Source organism: Aeromonas sp. R5-4 (genome assembly GCF_040908215.1).
GTDB classification, from domain to species: domain Bacteria; phylum Pseudomonadota; class Gammaproteobacteria; order Enterobacterales; family Aeromonadaceae; genus Aeromonas; species Aeromonas veronii.
This window is the reverse complement of the sequence record NZ_JBFODG010000029.1, coordinates 15,549-31,174: the sequence shown is the minus strand read 5'-3', so window position 1 is coordinate 31,174 and position 15,626 is coordinate 15,549. Positions and strand designations below refer to the sequence as shown.

Annotated in this window: 16 protein-coding genes; 4 read left to right on the top strand and 12 right to left on the bottom strand. The window is 61.7% G+C overall.

Translation table 11 applies throughout. The features are described 5' to 3' along the window. Nucleotides 1-3 precede the first annotated feature (3 nt). Nucleotides 4-969, top strand: a complete 966-nt coding sequence (locus AB5Y83_RS14815; protein WP_368175422.1) for an acyltransferase — start codon at nt 4-6, stop codon at nt 967-969. On the opposite strand, the gene AB5Y83_RS14810 is transcribed toward AB5Y83_RS14815, so the two are convergent. Continuing rightward, nucleotides 894-1,400 (bottom strand): DUF523 domain-containing protein, encoded by a 507-nt coding sequence (locus AB5Y83_RS14810; protein WP_368175421.1) that lies wholly within the window; start codon nt 1,398-1,400, stop codon nt 894-896. The genes AB5Y83_RS14815 and AB5Y83_RS14810 overlap by 76 nt on opposite strands. Then, nucleotides 1,397-2,047, bottom strand: coding sequence for a DNA mismatch repair protein MutT (locus AB5Y83_RS14805; RefSeq protein ID WP_236269061.1), 651 nt, complete (start codon nt 2,045-2,047; stop codon nt 1,397-1,399). The genes AB5Y83_RS14810 and AB5Y83_RS14805 overlap by 4 nt, the downstream gene beginning before the upstream one ends. 74 nt (nt 2,048-2,121) lie before the next feature. On the opposite strand from AB5Y83_RS14805, the gene AB5Y83_RS14800 reads away from it, so the two are divergent. Together AB5Y83_RS14800 and pncB are read left to right on the top strand one after the other, a co-directional pair. Further along, nucleotides 2,122-2,757, top strand: coding sequence for a nicotinamidase (locus AB5Y83_RS14800; RefSeq protein ID WP_368175420.1), 636 nt, complete (start codon nt 2,122-2,124; stop codon nt 2,755-2,757). 101 nt (nt 2,758-2,858) lie between these two features. Beyond that, nucleotides 2,859-4,037 carry a nicotinate phosphoribosyltransferase gene (gene pncB, locus AB5Y83_RS14795; protein ID WP_005339605.1) on the top strand — a complete coding sequence of 393 codons (1,179 nt, stop codon included), beginning with the start codon at nt 2,859-2,861 and terminating at the stop codon, nt 4,035-4,037. A 72-nt stretch (nt 4,038-4,109) separates the two neighbouring features. Here the strand turns inward: pncB and AB5Y83_RS14790 are convergent, their stop codons facing one another. The 9 genes from AB5Y83_RS14790 to rph all read right to left on the bottom strand — a co-directional run bounded on the left by AB5Y83_RS14790 (nt 4,110) and on the right by rph (nt 13,575). After that, nucleotides 4,110-4,718 (bottom strand): thiol:disulfide interchange protein DsbA/DsbL, encoded by a 609-nt coding sequence (locus AB5Y83_RS14790; protein ID WP_005339604.1) that lies wholly within the window; start codon nt 4,716-4,718, stop codon nt 4,110-4,112. A 137-nt stretch (nt 4,719-4,855) separates the two neighbouring features. Beyond that, nucleotides 4,856-5,845 carry a serine/threonine protein kinase gene (locus AB5Y83_RS14785; protein ID WP_368175419.1) on the bottom strand — a complete coding sequence of 330 codons (990 nt, stop codon included), beginning with the start codon at nt 5,843-5,845 and terminating at the stop codon, nt 4,856-4,858. A gap of 103 nt (nt 5,846-5,948) precedes the next feature. Beyond that, nucleotides 5,949-7,400: a cytochrome c oxidase accessory protein CcoG gene (gene ccoG, locus AB5Y83_RS14780; protein ID WP_368175418.1), complete on the bottom strand. Its 1,452-nt coding sequence runs from the start codon at nt 7,398-7,400 to the stop codon at nt 5,949-5,951. Nucleotides 7,401-7,555: 155 nt separating this feature from the next. Continuing rightward, complete coding sequence (locus tag AB5Y83_RS14775; protein ID WP_005339598.1) at nt 7,556-7,819, bottom strand: YihD family protein; 264 nt, start codon at nt 7,817-7,819, stop codon at nt 7,556-7,558. A gap of 30 nt (nt 7,820-7,849) precedes the next feature. Beyond that, complete coding sequence (locus tag AB5Y83_RS14770) at nt 7,850-9,004, bottom strand: GGDEF domain-containing protein (protein WP_005339596.1); 1,155 nt, start codon at nt 9,002-9,004, stop codon at nt 7,850-7,852. Between the two features lie 127 nt (nt 9,005-9,131). After that, on the bottom strand, nt 9,132-9,521 hold the full coding sequence (gene cueR, locus AB5Y83_RS14765; protein WP_005356117.1) for a Cu(I)-responsive transcriptional regulator: 390 nt from the start codon (nt 9,519-9,521) through the stop codon (nt 9,132-9,134). Then, complete coding sequence (locus AB5Y83_RS14760) at nt 9,522-11,951, bottom strand: heavy metal translocating P-type ATPase (RefSeq protein WP_368175417.1); 2,430 nt, start codon at nt 11,949-11,951, stop codon at nt 9,522-9,524. Between the two features lie 178 nt (nt 11,952-12,129). Further along, nucleotides 12,130-12,783, bottom strand: coding sequence for an orotate phosphoribosyltransferase (pyrE, locus tag AB5Y83_RS14755; protein ID WP_010676102.1), 654 nt, complete (start codon nt 12,781-12,783; stop codon nt 12,130-12,132). A gap of 75 nt (nt 12,784-12,858) precedes the next feature. Continuing rightward, nucleotides 12,859-13,575 carry a ribonuclease PH gene (gene rph, locus AB5Y83_RS14750; protein ID WP_368175416.1) on the bottom strand — a complete coding sequence of 239 codons (717 nt, stop codon included), beginning with the start codon at nt 13,573-13,575 and terminating at the stop codon, nt 12,859-12,861. Nucleotides 13,576-13,722: 147 nt separating this feature from the next. On the opposite strand from rph, the gene AB5Y83_RS14745 reads away from it, so the two are divergent. Continuing rightward, complete coding sequence (locus AB5Y83_RS14745; protein ID WP_042031958.1) at nt 13,723-14,586, top strand: YicC/YloC family endoribonuclease; 864 nt, start codon at nt 13,723-13,725, stop codon at nt 14,584-14,586. A gap of 119 nt (nt 14,587-14,705) precedes the next feature. Here AB5Y83_RS14745 and AB5Y83_RS14740 read toward each other — a convergent pair whose 3' ends face one another. Further along, on the bottom strand, nt 14,706-15,611 hold the full coding sequence (locus tag AB5Y83_RS14740; RefSeq protein ID WP_041209462.1) for a LysR substrate-binding domain-containing protein: 906 nt from the start codon (nt 15,609-15,611) through the stop codon (nt 14,706-14,708). Between the last annotated feature and the right edge of the window lie 15 nt (nt 15,612-15,626).

The following is a 15,626-nucleotide window of genomic DNA, read 5'->3' as shown; positions in this document are numbered from 1 at the left end:
TTCATGCTATCCCTGCTTCCCGGCCCGCTGGTGCTGATCATCAGCGCGGGCCTGACCATCCTTTTCACCGCCTTGTGCGCCAGTCTGATCCTGCTGGTGTCGCTGGCCAAACTGTTGCTGCCGATCCCGGCCTTTAGCCGCGCCTGCAGCCGGCTCAACAACCGCTTCATGCGCCTGTGGCTGGCCTGCAATGCGCTGGTGATCCGCCTCACCACCCGTATTGACTGGCAGGTGGAGGACAACACCCGACTGCGCAAGGATGGCTGGTATCTCATCATCAGCAACCATATGAGCTGGACCGATATCGTGGTGCTCGGCCACCTGTTCCGCGATAGGCTGCCGGTGCCCAAGTTCTTCATGAAGCACGAGCTGATCTACATCCCGCTGCTGGGGCTCGCCTGCTGGGGGCTCGATATGCCCTTTATGCGCCGTTATTCGAGAGAGTTTCTGTTAAGAAATCCCCATCTGCGCGGCAAGGATATCGAGACCACCCGCAACGCCTGCGAGAAGTTTCGCCACATCCCCACTACCGTCATCAACTTCGTGGAAGGGACCCGTTTCACCGAGCAGAAACGGGATGCCGCCCGCTCCCGCTATCGCCACCTGATGCCGCCCAAAGCGGCGGGACTGGCCTTTACGCTGGCCGCCATGGGCGAACAGTTCGACAGCCTGATCAACGTCACCATCCGCTATCCGGACAACGCCGAGACCCCGTTCAAGGACTTCCTGATGGGACGGGTAAAACGCATTCAGGTGCGGATTGAGGAGCTGCCGGTGAATGAACAACTGATAGGAGATTACTTCAACGACAAGCAGTTCAAACGCGGTTTTCAGGAGTGGCTAAACCAGCGCTGGCAGGAGAAGGACGAGGTGCTGGAGGGGTGGCAGAGCGGTCAGGCGCCGCTGCCGGTTGCCGCCACATCCGGGGAGGAATCCAAAGAGAGCGCAGAAGCCAACTCGGCCAACTGATCTTCGGAAAAGACCACAATCCCGTGGCGGCGCAGCAGGGCGGTGGTCTTGCCCTCGCCAGCCACAGAAACACCTTCGAAGCGGCCGTTATAGATACGGCCGCTGCCACATGAGGGGCTCCCCTCTTTCAGCAGGGCGAAGCGAATGCCCTGCGTCTGACAGATTTCCAGCGCCAGCTCGGCGCCGCGATCAAACTCGGCAGTCACATCCAGTCCGCTCGCCGTCACTACGCGCTCGCCCTGCCGCTCGGCAGGAAGGCGCGGGATCGGCAGACCGCCCGCCACTTCGGGGCAGAAGGCCAGCGCCCGTCCTTCGGCTCCCAGCGCACTCAGCCAGTCGCTGACGATTCCCTTGCTCTGACCGTCGTAACGCACCGGCTGACCCAGCAAGCAGGCACTCACCAGCACCTTGTGCACGCCGGTCTCACTCATGCTTCCGCTCCATGCATCACCTGATCGAACATCACGCAGCAGGGACTCTCCAACCGGTAGAGAATAGCGGGGCGCTGTTTGCCGGTGCGCTTGCGGCCGGTGTCTACAAGAATGTCGGCGCGATGGATCCGCTTGCGAAATGCCGCCGTATTCATGGGTGTTTGCAGGATGATTTCGAAGGCGCGCTGCACCTCTGAGAGGGTGAACTCGGGCCCCAGCAGTTGCAGCGGCAGGGTGCTGTAGCGGCTCTTGATCCGCAGCCGCTCCAGCCCCTTGGCGATAAGCTGAACATGGTCGAAGGCGAGGCTCAGCCCCGGCAGGTTGGCGAGTGGATGCCAGCAGCCGTGGATCGCTTCCACTTCCGGATCCACAAGGCAGAGATAGACCAGGGTCGTGGACCAGCCGCGGGGATCCCGCTCCAGATTGCCGAGGGTGCAGACCTGCTCGCTGTAGCAGTCACCCAGACCCCACTCCACCAGCAGGCGGCGCTGGGCGGCATCCAGATCCCGATCCCGGGTCTCGTCGATGCGCAGCGCAGGCAGTTGCCAGCAGTGGGCAAAGGGGGGGCGATCGCGGGTCTCGAGCAGCAGCTCGAGCCGCTCCTCATGCAACCGCAGCACCACCATATCCAGACTCATTCTCAGCATGCCGATCGCCCTGCTCGCCTTCCATTAATGTTTGGTAGATAATATCACACGAATAGTATGTGCAGGAGCCAATCATGGGAACCGTCGCCAGCCTGGATATTGATGCGCAGAAGGGCTTTACCCCCCTCTGCCCGAACGAACTGCCCGTTGCGGGCGGTAATGATATTGTGGCTGCGCTCAACGCTCAGGCCACCCTCGCCACGCTGCGGATCGGCAGCAAGGACTCTCACCCCGCCAATGCCGACTGGGCCGTTTCTGACCCCGCCGGCATGCTGCTGCCGCTGGATCTGCCCAACGCCGACCTCACCTGGCCGGTGCACTGCGTACCGGGCAGCAAGGGCTTTGAGCTGCTCGACGGCCTGCCCGCCCCCATCGACTATGACTTCTTCATCTGGAAGGGGGTCGAACCGGATCTCCATCCCTACGGCACCTGCTTCCACGACCTGGCAGAACGGCGCAGCACCGGACTCATCGAATTCCTGCAAGCCCGCAAGGTCGATACCGTACTGGTCGGCGGCCTCGCCACTGACTACTGTGTCAAAACCAGCGTGCTGCAACTGCGTCGCGCCGGTTTCCGGGTGATCGTCCATCTCGATGCCTGCCGTGGCATCGCCCCCGAGACGGTTGCCAGCGCCCACACCCAGATGATCGAGGCAGGGGCCGAACTGGCCCAGACCCTGATCGATGTACAACGCCTGCTGGACGCCTGATATGCCACCGATTCTTACCAGCCTGCTCGATACCGACGCCTGCACGTTACATATGCGGCAGGGGAGCTCCATCGTGCTCACCAGTCTGCGAGGAGCCTGATATGCCCCCAATCCTCACCAGCCTGCTCGACACCGATGCCTACAAACTGCATATGCAGCAGGCGGTGTTCCATCGCTATCCGGATGCCGAGGTGGTGGCCGAGTTTCACAGCCGCAATGAAGAGGATCTGCTGCCCATGATGGGGCAGATCGAGGAGCAACTGCGCCTCGCCGGTTCCCTGCGACTGACCAAGCCAGAGCTCGATTTTCTGGCCGAACGCCCCTTCTTCACCCCTGACTACCTCGACCACCTGCGCCGCAAGCCGCTCGATGCCTCCCTGCTCAAGGTGTTCGAGCAGGATGGCCGCATCAATGTGCGGGTCGAGGGCCCCTGGCAGGATGTGATCCTGTGGGAGATCCCGGTGCTCGCCATCATCAGCGAGATGCGCAACCGCTTCCGCTACCCCCAGTTCGGCGTCAGCCATGCGCTGGAGCGGCTCGATCAGAAGATCGACAAGCTGGAGAAGGAGCTGAGCAGCGATGAGATGAGCGAGTTCAACCTCATCGACTTCGGCACCCGCCGCCGCTTCTCCCACGCGGTACAGGATGCGGTAGTGGGTCGCCTCAAGGAGCGGCTGCCGGCGTTTCGCGGCACCAGCAACTACATGCTGGCCCAGAAGTACAAGCTGCCCGCGGTCGGCACCCAGGCCCATGAGTGGTTTCAGGCGCACCAGCAGCTCGGCTTCCCGCTGGAGCACAGCCAGCGCGCTGCCCTCACCAGCTGGCTGGACGAGTTCACCGACCATCTCGGCATCGCCCTGACCGACTGCATCACCATGGATGCCTTCCTGCGGGACTTCGACTTTGAGCTGGCCAGCAGCTACCAGGGCTTGCGTCACGACTCCGGCGATCCCGTGGTGTGGGGCGAGAAGGCGATCAGCCACTATCAGCGGCTCGGCATCGACCCCACCGACAAGACCCTGGTCTTCTCCGACGGGCTCAACCTCGACAAAGCGGTGCAGCTGTTCCGCCACTTCCGCGGCCGCATCAACACCAGCTTCGGCATCGGCACCAAGCTCACCTGCGATCTGCCCGGCGTCAGCCCGATGAACATCGTCTTCAAGCTGATCGAGTGCAATGGCGGCCCGGTTGCCAAGATCTCCGACAGCCCGGGCAAGACCCTCTGCCGGGATGCGGAGTTTATCCGCAACCTCAAACAGGCGTTCCACGTCGGGGTCTGATCTTCCCGAACACCAGAAAACAAAAAGCCCGCCGGTTCACACCGGCGGGCTTTTTTATCGACTCAAGGGGTATCAGTCTTTCTTGGCCAGCAGGAACTGCACCAGCTTGTTGAACTGCTCTTGAGAGGTGATGGATTCAATCTTCACCATGTACTTGCCGTTCACCAGGAAGGCCGGTACACCGCGAATGTTGTAGCTCTCGGTGTTGCGATCGAACTGGGAGACCATGCCGGAGACGGCGAAGCTGTCGACGGCACCGTCGAACTCTTCAGCCGGTACGCCGTTGTCCACGAAGATCTTCTTCACATCGTCACGGCTCATCGGCGGCTGACGCTGGGTGTGGATCTTGGTGAAGATGGCCGGAGTCAGCTTGGCTTCGGCGTTGAGCAGGCTGGCAACGGCATAGGCACGCTGCATCTCCGGGCCCATCTCGCGGCCGAGGAAGGCAACCGGGTTCTTCTTGAGGGGCACACCCTCTGGCAACCCGGCCTTCAACTGTTCAACGATCGGTTCGAAGGTAGCGCAGTGCGGGCAGTAGTAGGAGAAAAACTCCATCACTTCCGGCTGGGCACTGCCAGTCTGTTTGACCACATCGTAGTTGACGCCTTCCTTAAACTCGGGGGCGGCGTGAACCATGGGGATCATCAGCATGGCAGCAAGGAAAAATAGAACTTTTTTCATGATGTTTCCTGTTAAGGGATCACTGTGAGGCACGCCCGGCGAACCGAAGCAGTGCCAAGCCTATTGTTTCGCCATGCTGACGTCAATGGTCAGAGCCGGAGATCGAGTCCCCCTTGCCGCACAAGATCCCTTCTATTTCACCAGTTTGGCATCAGACTCAACGGCGGCGCCTTGAGTGCCTCCAGCTGATCGTGCAGGATCGCTATCTGTTGACGCCAGTAGTGATCGGTATTGAACCAGGGGAAGTGACGGGGGAAAGCGGGATCTTCCCAGCGCCGTGCCAGCCACGCCATGTAGTGAACGATGCGCATCGCCCGCAGCGGCTCGATCAGCGCCAGCTCCCGCGAGTCGAACTCCATAAACTCCTCGTAGCCCGCCAGCAGGGTATCGAGCTGGATCTGCTGCTCGTGGTGCTCGCCGCTCAGCATCATCCAGAGATCCTGAATTGCGGGGCCGGTGCGGCAATCATCGAGATCGACAAACATGGGGCCATCGCGCCAGAGGATGTTGCCCGGGTGGCAGTCGCCATGCAGGGAGATCTGCGCCACATCGAGGGTCATGGCGTCGCTGACATGCTTGATCAGCTCGTCCAGCACCCCGAAGAATTGCTTCGCCAGCCCGCTTGGCAGCCACTCGCCAGACGCCAGCAGCTGACGCGGTTCGTGCAGCATGCTCTCCACATCGAGCCGCACCCGATGATGAAACGGCTTGCTGGCGCCGATCTGATGAATGCGGCCGAGGAAACGCCCCACCCACTCCAGTTGATCGAGATTATCCACTTCGAACTGGCGGCCACCGACGCTTTGCCAGATGGCAAAGGGGTAGCCCTCGTGCTCCAGCAGGGTCTCGCCCGCGAAGGCGAGCGGCGCGGCGACCGGGATCTCAGCCTCTGCGAGACGGGTGGCAAACTCGTGCTCCTCGAGGATCTGGGCCCGGCTCCAGCGGCCGGGACGGTAGAACTTCACCACATAGCGGCGACGATCCTCATCCTGAAACTGATAGACCCGGTTTTCGTAGCTGTTGAGCTCGATAAGGCCGGAGTCGAGCCGCAGGCCACTGAGATCGAGCGCATCCATGATGAGGTCGGGATTGAGGTCGGAATAGTTGAAACGCATGTCATCCACCATAAGAAAGGGGCGCCGTTGCGCCCCATTCTATCACTACTGCCCGCCATTGCCGTGCTCGCTGGTGACCGGACTGGTGTCACGCCCGGCCCGCAGCCACACGCAGTTACAACCGGCTGATAAACTTGCTGCCCTGGCGCAGGTTGCCCTTGCTGTCATCGGGCGCCGCCCCCTCCCGTTTCAGCACGAACTGGATATCCAGCGCCGGCCGTTTCAGGTTGTAGGGATCGACCGCCAGACTGACCGGCAGGGTGTAGATCTCACCCGCCTTCAGGGTCACTTTACGGGGGCCGAACCACTGATACTCAGGCAAGCCCTCCACATCCAGCTGGTAGGTCTGGGACTGCAGGGTCTTGTTGAGGATCTTGAGGGTGTAGGTGTTCTCAATCAGCCCCTCGCTGTTTTCACGGAACAGCTGGTTGCGATCCCGCAGGATATCGAGCCCCATCGGCATGATGGACATGGCGTTGTAGACAAATACCCCCAGCATCACCGCCATCACCAGCCCGTAACCAATCAGCTTGGGCCGCGCCACATGGGTCGAGTCGTTGGCCAGCTTGTGCTCTGTGGTGTAGCTGATGAGCCCTTTCGGGTAGCCCATCCGCTCCATGGTTTGGTCGCAGGCATCGACGCAGGCGCCGCAGTTGATGCACTCGTACTGCAGGCCGTCGCGGATATCGATACCGGTCGGGCAGACCTGCACGCAGAGATCGCAGTCGATACAGTCGCCCAGCCCCATCGCCTTGGGATCTGCCTTGCGGGAGCGGGCGCCACGGGTCTCGCCACGCTTGGTGTCATAGCCGACGATGAAGGTGTCCTTGTCGAACATGGCGGACTGGAAGCGGGCATAGGGGCACATGTGGATACACATGATGGCGCGCATCCAGCCTGCATTGCCGTAGGTGATGATGGTGAAGAAGATCACCCAGAACAGCACCCATCCGCTGGCCTGCAGAGTGAAGAGGTCTGGCACCAGTTCAATCACATCCTGGAAGTAGGCGACGAAGGTCAGACCGGTCACCAGCGAGATCGCCAGCCAGGCCAGATGCTTGGCCCCCTTGCGGGCCAGCTTCTCGCCGCTCCAGGGCGCCTCGTCCAGCTTGCGCCGTTTGTTGGCGGGCCCTTCCAGCTTCTCTTCAAACCAGATGAACATGAAGGTCCAGACCGTCTGTGGGCAGAGATAGCCACACCAGACCCGACCGAGGAAGGTGGTAATAAAGAAGAGTCCGAAGGCGGCGATCATGAAGAGCCAGGCGAGCAGGGTCAGATCCTGCGGCCAGATGGTGGCGCCAAAGATATGGAACTGCTGGTGACCGAGGTCGAACAGCACCGCCTGTCGCCCGTCGTAACGCAGCCAGGGCAGCAGCACGAACAGCGCCACAAAGAACCAGCCCATGGCCTTGCGCATCCGCTGCCAATACCCTTTCTGGGCCCGCACATAGATGCGGTTGCCCGGGTTGAATCTGTCGTCGCTGGCTTTGAACGTATTGGGGTTGAAGGTCCCGGTTACGCCCTTGTCGGTGACGTCCTTGATATCGATTTTATCGTGGTCGGCCATTGCAAGACATCGCTCCCTTATTTGTTATGGAGCGGATTATATCTTAAACAGCATGCTAATTGTGTGGATTAGATGTATCTAATATTGGGGTTGGATCGCAATTTTCGGCAACAAAAAAGCGCATCACCACGAGGTGATGCGCTTCCGCTAAAGATTCACTTGATTCCGCGAGCCTTGAGCAACGCCTCTTTGAAATCGGGCACATGATCCTTGGCCAGACCGGGGATCATCGCCTGCTTGTCGGATTCCCGCATTTTGAGGTGATAGATCAGCATGTCGTCGGTCAGCTCGGACAGAGGCCCTTCAAATCCCGCTTCTTGGGCCAGTTTGGCAACAAACTGCACCAGGCTGAGATCCTGTTCCTTGATCCAGGCAGGCTGCAACAACTCCAGCAGCTCTTCGATACGATGACATTGCATAGACAACCTCTTTAATCTGTCACGTTAAATTCAGGCAACCTTACCCATCAAGGCTACTTCGATTCGATCCCGCCCATTATGCTTGGCCTGATAGAGTGCCGCATCCGCTTTTTGGATCAAATCGGCGATTTTCATGCTGTTGTCCGGTATCAGTGTCGCAACACCAAAACTACATGTGACCCGACCGGAGACCAGTGACTTCTGGTGCGGGATGGCCAGCTCCTTGAGCGCCTGCCGCACATTGTCGGCCACCTGCAGTGCCCCCTGCATGCCGGTGCAGGGCAGCAGCAAGGCAAACTCTTCGCCACCGTAACGGGCCGCCAGATCGTCCTCGCGCCGCTCCACCTCGGCCAGCAGCCCCGCCACCTGTTGCAAGCAGTCATCCCCCAGCTGATGGCCGTAGAGATCGTTGAACTGCTTGAAGTAATCCACATCCACCAGCACCAGCGACAACGGCGCCCGGGCGCGGTGACAGCGCCGCCAGGCCCGCTCCAGAGAGTCGTCGAGATGGGCGCGGTTGGCGATGCCGGTCAGGCCGTCGAGGCGGGAGGTGAGACGCAAATGCTCGGAGACCGCCTTCAGCTCGGCCACCAGCTCGGCGTTGGAGAAACGGTGATGGAGCGAGGCGATCTGATCCCGCCGCATCCGGCGCAACAGGGTCGGCAGAAAGACAAACAGATAGCCCGCCAGCATGCAGGAGACAATCCGCTCCTGCTCGTTGCCATTGCCAAGCTCGAACAGCATCGCCATGCCCAGCGGCAGGGCAGAACCATAGAGGGTACGGCGGCTGCCAAACAGCATGATGGCGCTGCCGGTAAGAATGAGGCTGGAGAGCATCATCATGGCGGCCCGGTAGGTATCGGGCAGCTTGTCCATGTAGAGCAGCACCCCGAGGGCCCAGATGATGGAGGTGATGGTGGCTCCGATAAAGAGCTCCCGCTCCAGCACCGGCAACGGCGTCTGGTGCAGGCGGGCTCGGCGCCAGCGCAAGTGCCAGCCCCGACCCAGCAGCCACAAGAAAGTGCCTGCCAGCCAACCGAGCGCTTCGATGGCGGGTAAATAGTCGTGAAACAGCAGACTCCAGCCAAATGCCAACACGCCCAAACAGGGGAGACTGAACGATGCATGGGTATAGAGCTGGGCCATAATGGCCTGCTTAACCTGGCGTGTCACACTCTGGGTCAACTGAGTACTCCTGTACAAGAGCCGAGCAGTCTACCATTACCCCCTGACCCGCAACAATAAAGCGCCGCTTATTAAGAAGTTAATCAATCAATATCGATTTCTTCTGCGCTGGCAGGTGAGTCTTTGCTCACCCCTTCTCCAATTCGTCGAGGATCGGGCACTCGGGATTTTCATCCCCGTGACAGCAGCAAACCAACCCTTCCAGGGAGGTAAGCATGGCCTGCAAACCGGCAATGCGGGCCCGCAGATCGACGATCTTCTCCTGCGCCAGCTTCTTCACCTGGGCGCTGGTTCTGTGTTCGTCCCGATAGAGCGCCAGCAGTTCCTGACACTCCTCCAGATTGAAGCCGGTCTCCCGCGCCCGCTTGACGAAACGCAGCTCGCGCAACGCCCCCTCGGTGTAACTCCGATAGCCGTTGTCACTGCGTACCGGGGCTGTGATGAGGCCAATGCTCTCGTAATAACGGATGGTCTTGGCGGTCAGCCCTGTGGCCTTGGCAACCTTGCTGATGTTCATTTATGCCTCCTTACTGATCGGGTTGGATGCTGGCCCGTGCGCCGCCCTGGGCTGCCAGCGTTTCAATAACAGGGAATTGCTCAAAACGGTAATGCTGCTCAGGGCCATGGCCGCCCCCGCCAGCTCGGGGCTGAGGTAGCCCAGCGCCGCCAGCGGAATGCCGATGATGTTGAACACGAAGGCCCAGAACAGATTCTGCTGTATGGTGCGCCAGGTCGCCGCCGAGATGTCGATGGCATCGGCCACCAGCCGCGGGTCGGATCGCATCAGGGTGATGGCGGCGGTCTCCATCGCCACATCGGAGCCGGAGCCCATGGCGATGCCGACGTCCGCCGCCGCCAGCGCCGGGGCATCGTTTACCCCGTCCCCCACCATGGCCACCAGCCCGCGGGTTTGCGCCCGCAGCGCCGCGACCTTCTCCACCTTGCCGGCTGGCAGTACGGAGTCGAAGGCCCCGTCCAGCCCCAGCTTGGCGGCGATATGGGCCACCGGCGCCGGTGCATCGCCGCTCACCAGCCAGCTGGCGATGCCGCGCTGGCGCAGGGTGGCGATGGCATCCGGACTCTCGGGGCGCAGGGTATCGGCCAGCGCCGCAATGCCCGCTACCACGCCGTCGATGGCCACCCAGACCCGGGTCGCGCCGTCGGCAGGCTGTTTATCCTGCGCGGGCACCTCAATACCGAGCTGGGCCAGCAAAGAGCCATTGCCGATGGCGACCGTATGACCGGCGACCTGACCGACAATACCGGCACCGACCCGCACCTCCACCGCCTCCGGCTGGGGCAGCGTAACCTCCTTGTCGACCGCCTCGCGCATGGCCAGCGCCAGCGGGTGTTCGCTCGCCTGCTGCAGGGCGGCGGCGAGGCGGAGTTGCTCGTCGTTGCCGCTCCAGCTCGCCAGCACGGGCCTGCCCTGAGTGAGCGTGCCGGTCTTGTCGAAGATAAGCGCCTTGATGGCGTGGGCCTTCTGCAGGGTATCTACATCCTTGATCAGGATGCCGTGACGGGCCGCCACCCCGGTGCCGGTGACGATGGCGGCAGGGGTCGCCAGCCCCAGCGCGCAGGGACAGGCGATCACCAGTACCGCCACCGCAGCCAGCAGCGCCTGAGCGAAGTCGTTGCTGATGGCGTACCACACCAGCAGGGTGAACAGGGCGATGGTCATCACCACCGGCACGAACACGGCGGAGACCTTGTCCACCAGCTGCTGCAGCGGTGCCTTGCCCATCTGGGCACTCTCCACCAGCGCGATGATCTTGCTGAGGCTGGAATCCTCCCCCACCGTAGTGGCTTCGATCTCCAGCACGCCAGAGCGGTTGATGGCACCGCCCAGCACCTTGTCGCCCACACTGCGCGGCACCGGCAGGCTCTCACCGGTGAGGATCGATTCGTCCAGCTCGCTGGCGCCGCTCACGATTCTGCCATCGACCGGCACCCGCTCACCCACCAGCACCCGCAGCCGATCGCCACGCAGCACCTCGTCGATGGCGACGCTCTGCCAGCTCTCGCCACGCCAGACGGTGGCTGTTTCCGGCCGCAGCGCCATCAGTTCGCGAATGGCGGACTGGGTGCTGCGGCGGGCTCTCGCCTCCAGCAGTTTTCCCAACGAAATCAGGGTAATGATGATGGCGCTAGCTTCGAAGTAGAGCTTGCCGCTGGCGGCCATCCCCAACGTCAGCAGCAGATAGAGGCTGTAGAAGTAGGCCGCACTGGTGCCGGTGGCCACCAGTACATCCATATTGGCTGCGCGGTTCTTGATGGCGAGCCAGGCGCCGCGATAGAAACGGGCCCCGATCCAGAACTGCACCGGGGTGGCGAGCACCAGCTCCAGCCAGGCGGGCAGATGCCAGGGGAACAGTCCAGCCATGGCCAGCATCCCCACCAGCAGCGGCAAGGTGAGCAAAGCCGAGACGATGACCCGGGTTTGCGCCTGACGGGCAGTGGCGGCCTCCTGCGCTTCCCGCTCCAGCAACTGCTGGCGGCGGCCGCTGGCCGAGCCTTGCGCCAGCTGGGCGCCAAAGCCGAGCGCCTCGAGCTGCTCGCGCAAAGCGGCCGGGGTCTGCATCCCGGGGACCAGCACGATCCGGGCCTGTTCGATGGAGAAATTGACCTCGGCCGAGATAACGCCGGGCAGCGCGGCCAGCATCTTGTTCAGTCGAGCCGAACAACCTGCACAAGTCATACCGGTAATTTGAAACAAAAAGGTCTCGCTGCCGTAGTCGTAACCCTGACTCTTGATGCTGTCGAGCACCACTGGCAGACGGTCGGGGCTGGCCAGCTCGATGGCCGCCTGCTCCAGCGCGAAGTTGACGGTGGCCGATACCCCGTCGAGTTTGTTGAGGCTGGTCGCGATGCGGCCTGCGCAGTTGGCGCAGCTCATGCCGCTGAGCGGCAACTGCAGATGAATGGGTGATTGAAGATGAGTGGTCATGTTGTTCCTCCCCGGAACCCGTCGGCACCACAAAACGCCGACTGGCAAACCCTAACCTTTACTGTAAGGGCAACCTCAAGCCACATGATCCACTTTTTGCAGATGAAAAAACGGCGCCCGTTTGCTGCCAGAGAACAAACGGGCGCCGCATTCAGCTATTGCGCGGTGTGAGCGGAACTCAGATACCGTACTGAGCGCGGTAAGCCTTCATGGCCGCCAGTTGCGCTGCCAGCTCCGGCTGTTCGGCCTGCTTCTCTTCCAGATACTGGATCAAGTCGCTCATCTGGATGATGGCGATGATGTGGGCGCCGTAGTCACGCTCCACTTCCTGAATGGCGGAGAGCTCGCCCTTGCCCTTCTCCTGACGGTCCAGCGCGATCAGCACGCCCGCCAGCGAGGCGCCGTTGGCCTGGATCAGATCCATGGATTCGCGGATGGCGGTACCGGCGGTGATGACGTCGTCCACCAGCATGATCCGCCCCTTGAGCGGGCTGCCCACCAGATTGCCGCCCTCGCCGTGATCCTTGGCCTCCTTGCGGTTGAAGCACCAGGGCACGTCCACATCGTGCTGCTCCACCAGCTGCACGGCGGTAGCGGAGGCGATGGGGATCCCCTTGTAGGCCGGGCCAAACAGCACATCAAACTCGATACCGGCATCCATCAGAGCGGCGGCATAGAAGCGGCCGAGACGGGCCAGATCGCGGCCGCTGTTGAACAGACCGGCGTTGAAGAAGTAGGGGCTTTTACGACCGGATTTCAGGGTAAATTCACCGAATTTGAGGACCTGTTTCTCCAGGGCGAACTCGATAAATTGACGCTGGTAGGCTTTCATTCTGGCTCCTTGCTTGGCTTGTCGTTGTCTTGTGTGGGGGTATAAAAAAACGCGGTCAATGCCGCGTTTTTAAAATCAGGAGAGCGACTGCTTCTGCAGCGCAATGATGTCGGCGATGCCGCCCTTGGCGAGCGCCAGCATATCCAGCAGCTCTTCATGGGTGAAGGGCTCGGCCTCCGCGGTGCCCTGCACCTCGATGATGCGACCATCTTCGGTCATCACCACGTTCATGTCGGTCTCGGCGGCGGAGTCTTCGATGTACTCCAGATCGCAGATGGCTTCGCCCTGATACATGCCGACGGAGACGGCGGCGATCATCTGCTTGAGCGGGCTCTGCTTGATCATGCCCTTCTCGACCATCCAGTTCAGCGCATCCACCAGCGCCACGCAGGCACCGGTAATGGAAGCGGTGCGAGTGCCGCCATCGGCTTGCAGCACATCACAGTCAACTGTGATGGAGTGCTCGCCCAGCGCAGTCAGGTCTACCGCCGCGCGCAGGGAGCGGGCGATAAGACGGGAGATCTCCAGAGTACGGCCACTCTGCTTGCCGGAGGCCGCTTCGCGGTTCATCCGGGAGTGGGTGGAGCGCGGCAGCATGCCGTATTCGGCAGTCACCCAGCCCTGGTTCTTCCCTTTCAGGAAGCGCGGAACGCTGGTGTCGACGCTGGCGGTGCAGAGCACGCGAGTGTTACCGAACTCCACCAGCACTGAGCCTTCTGCATGTTTGGTGAAATTGCGGGTAATGGTAACCGGGCGAAGTTGCGCGGCACTGCGATCGCTTGGACGTGACATGGAACGGACCTCTGGGCTGGCTCAAATTGGCGGGGGATTATAAGTGATCCCGCCCCAAATATCAGCCGCTAAAACCACGGCATCGGCTGACGAGCAGGGCCGGGCTGAGTATACTGGCCGCACACTTCATCAAGCCCGGAACAATCAATGATTCACAGCATGACCGCCTACGCCCGCAAGGAACTCAAGGGCGACTGGGGCACAGCCGTTTGGGAAATTCGTTCGGTCAACCAGCGTTATCTGGAGACCTACATTCGCCTGCCGGAGCAACTGCGCAGCCTGGAGCCGGTTCTGCGTGAGCGTTTCCGCGCCAAGCTGCAGCGCGGCAAGGTGGAGTGCAACCTGCGCTTCGAGGCCGCTCAGGCCGCAGCCAGCCAGCTCCATATCAATGAAGAGCTGGCCAAGCTCATCATCGACAGCGCCAGCTGGGTAATGAAAGAGGCGGGTCAGGGCCAGCTCAATCCGGTCGACGTGCTGCGCTGGCCGGGCGTCATGGCTGCCGCCGAGCAGGACATGGACGCGGTCGCCACCGAGCTGCTCGGCGGGTTTGACCAGACCATGGAAGATTTCCTCGCCTCCCGCGCCAGCGAAGGGGCCAACCTCAAGGCGCTGATCGAACAGCGTCTGGCTGGAATTCAGGTGGAAGTGAAGAAGGTGCGCGTCCACCTGCCGCAGATCATCGAGTGGCAGCGCCAGAAGCTCACCGACCGTCTGGCCGAAGCCAAGGTGGAGCTGGATCCGGCCCGCATCGAGCAGGAGATCGTGCTGCTGGCCCAGAAGATCGACGTGGCCGAAGAGCTGGATCGTCTGGAGATGCACATCAGCGAAACCAACAAAATCATGAAGAAGGGTGGCGCCTGCGGCCGTCGTCTCGACTTTATGATGCAGGAGTTCAACCGCGAGTCGAACACCCTCGGCTCCAAGTCCATCAACGCCGAAGTGACCCAGTCCGCCGTCGAGCTGAAAGTCCTTATCGAGCAGATGCGCGAGCAGATCCAGAACATCGAATGATGGGTCGCTGACTATCCGGTTGTTGTCTGCAAAAGAGCCCTTGATTCCTCAAGGGCTCTTTTATTTTCCGGCCATCGCACCTGTCGCCCGCCGCCGGTGAGTCAACGGCTGGGGAGCCCCTAGCCTATCGGCATCACCAGCGCCGGTTGGTGAGGGTCGCTCAGCCGTTCGGCCAGATAGTCCACCAGCAGCCGCACCTTGGGGGAGAGGTGGCGGTTGTGGGGATAGAGGGCCCAGATCCCCTCCGCCGGCGCTCGCAGTTCGGGCAGCAGCTCGATCAGCTCCCCCCGGGCCAGATGGTCGCTCACGTAGTAGTCCGGCAGCTGGATGATGCCGATCCCCTTGAGAGCCGCATCCAGCAGGGCGTGACCGCTGTTGCACTGCAACAGGCCGCGCACCCGCACGCTGTGGGGGCGGCCATCCAGAGTGAAGTGCCACTCGTCGCTGTTGCCCACCAGACAGGTGTGGCGGGTCAGCTCGGAGAGACTGTTGGGAATACCGTGGCGGGCGGTGTAGGCCGGTGAGGCGCAGACATAGGGCACCCGCTGTGCCAGCTTGCGCGCCACCAGCGTCGAATCCTTGAGATGGCCGAGCCGCAGCGCCAGATCGTAACCCTCATGCACCAGATCCAGCAGCTGGTTGGTGAGGTTGAGGGTCACCTCCAGCTGGGGGAAACGCACCATGAAGTCGTTCACCAGCGGGGCGATGCGGCTCTCGCCGTAAGAGACGGGCGCCGTGATGCGCAGCGACCCTTGCGGCACCGCCTGATGGCGCCCCACCGCCAACTCCGCCTCGTAGAGGTTGTCCAGCAGCTGACGGCAGTGGCGATAGTAGATCTCGCCAAGCTCGGTGAGCCGCACCTGACGGGTGGTGCGCAGCAGCAACTTGGCCTGCAGCCGATCCTCCAGCTGTGCCACCTGACGGCTGACTTGCGCCACCGACACTCCCAGCTTGCGCGCAGCCGGGGTAAAGCCCCCCTGCTCCGCCACGCTGACAAATTCACAGATCCCTTCCCAGCCGAACATTATTACCTGTGTGTA

What these genes read in the sequence shown, in the direction of transcription:
- AB5Y83_RS14815 (WP_368175422.1), top strand. Translation starts at nt 4, where the DNA reads ATGCTATCCCTGCTTCCCGGCCCGCTGGTGCTGATCATCAGCGCGGGC.
- AB5Y83_RS14810 (WP_368175421.1), bottom strand. Translation starts at nt 1,400, where the DNA reads ATGAGTGAGACCGGCGTGCACAAGGTGCTGGTGAGTGCCTGCTTGCTG.
- AB5Y83_RS14805 (WP_236269061.1), bottom strand. Translation starts at nt 2,047, where the DNA reads ATGCTGAGAATGAGTCTGGATATGGTGGTGCTGCGGTTGCATGAGGAG.
- AB5Y83_RS14800 (WP_368175420.1), top strand. Translation starts at nt 2,122, where the DNA reads ATGGGAACCGTCGCCAGCCTGGATATTGATGCGCAGAAGGGCTTTACC.
- pncB (WP_005339605.1), top strand. Translation starts at nt 2,859, where the DNA reads ATGCCCCCAATCCTCACCAGCCTGCTCGACACCGATGCCTACAAACTG.
- AB5Y83_RS14790 (WP_005339604.1), bottom strand. Translation starts at nt 4,718, where the DNA reads ATGAAAAAAGTTCTATTTTTCCTTGCTGCCATGCTGATGATCCCCATG.
- AB5Y83_RS14785 (WP_368175419.1), bottom strand. Translation starts at nt 5,845, where the DNA reads ATGGTGGATGACATGCGTTTCAACTATTCCGACCTCAATCCCGACCTC.
- ccoG (WP_368175418.1), bottom strand. Translation starts at nt 7,400, where the DNA reads ATGGCCGACCACGATAAAATCGATATCAAGGACGTCACCGACAAGGGC.
- AB5Y83_RS14775 (WP_005339598.1), bottom strand. Translation starts at nt 7,819, where the DNA reads ATGCAATGTCATCGTATCGAAGAGCTGCTGGAGTTGTTGCAGCCTGCC.
- cueR (WP_005356117.1), bottom strand. Translation starts at nt 9,521, where the DNA reads ATGAACATCAGCAAGGTTGCCAAGGCCACAGGGCTGACCGCCAAGACC.
- AB5Y83_RS14760 (WP_368175417.1), bottom strand. Translation starts at nt 11,951, where the DNA reads ATGACCACTCATCTTCAATCACCCATTCATCTGCAGTTGCCGCTCAGC.
- pyrE (WP_010676102.1), bottom strand. Translation starts at nt 12,783, where the DNA reads ATGAAAGCCTACCAGCGTCAATTTATCGAGTTCGCCCTGGAGAAACAG.
- rph (WP_368175416.1), bottom strand. Translation starts at nt 13,575, where the DNA reads ATGTCACGTCCAAGCGATCGCAGTGCCGCGCAACTTCGCCCGGTTACC.
- AB5Y83_RS14745 (WP_042031958.1), top strand. Translation starts at nt 13,723, where the DNA reads ATGATTCACAGCATGACCGCCTACGCCCGCAAGGAACTCAAGGGCGAC.
- AB5Y83_RS14740 (WP_041209462.1), bottom strand. Translation starts at nt 15,611, where the DNA reads ATGTTCGGCTGGGAAGGGATCTGTGAATTTGTCAGCGTGGCGGAGCAG.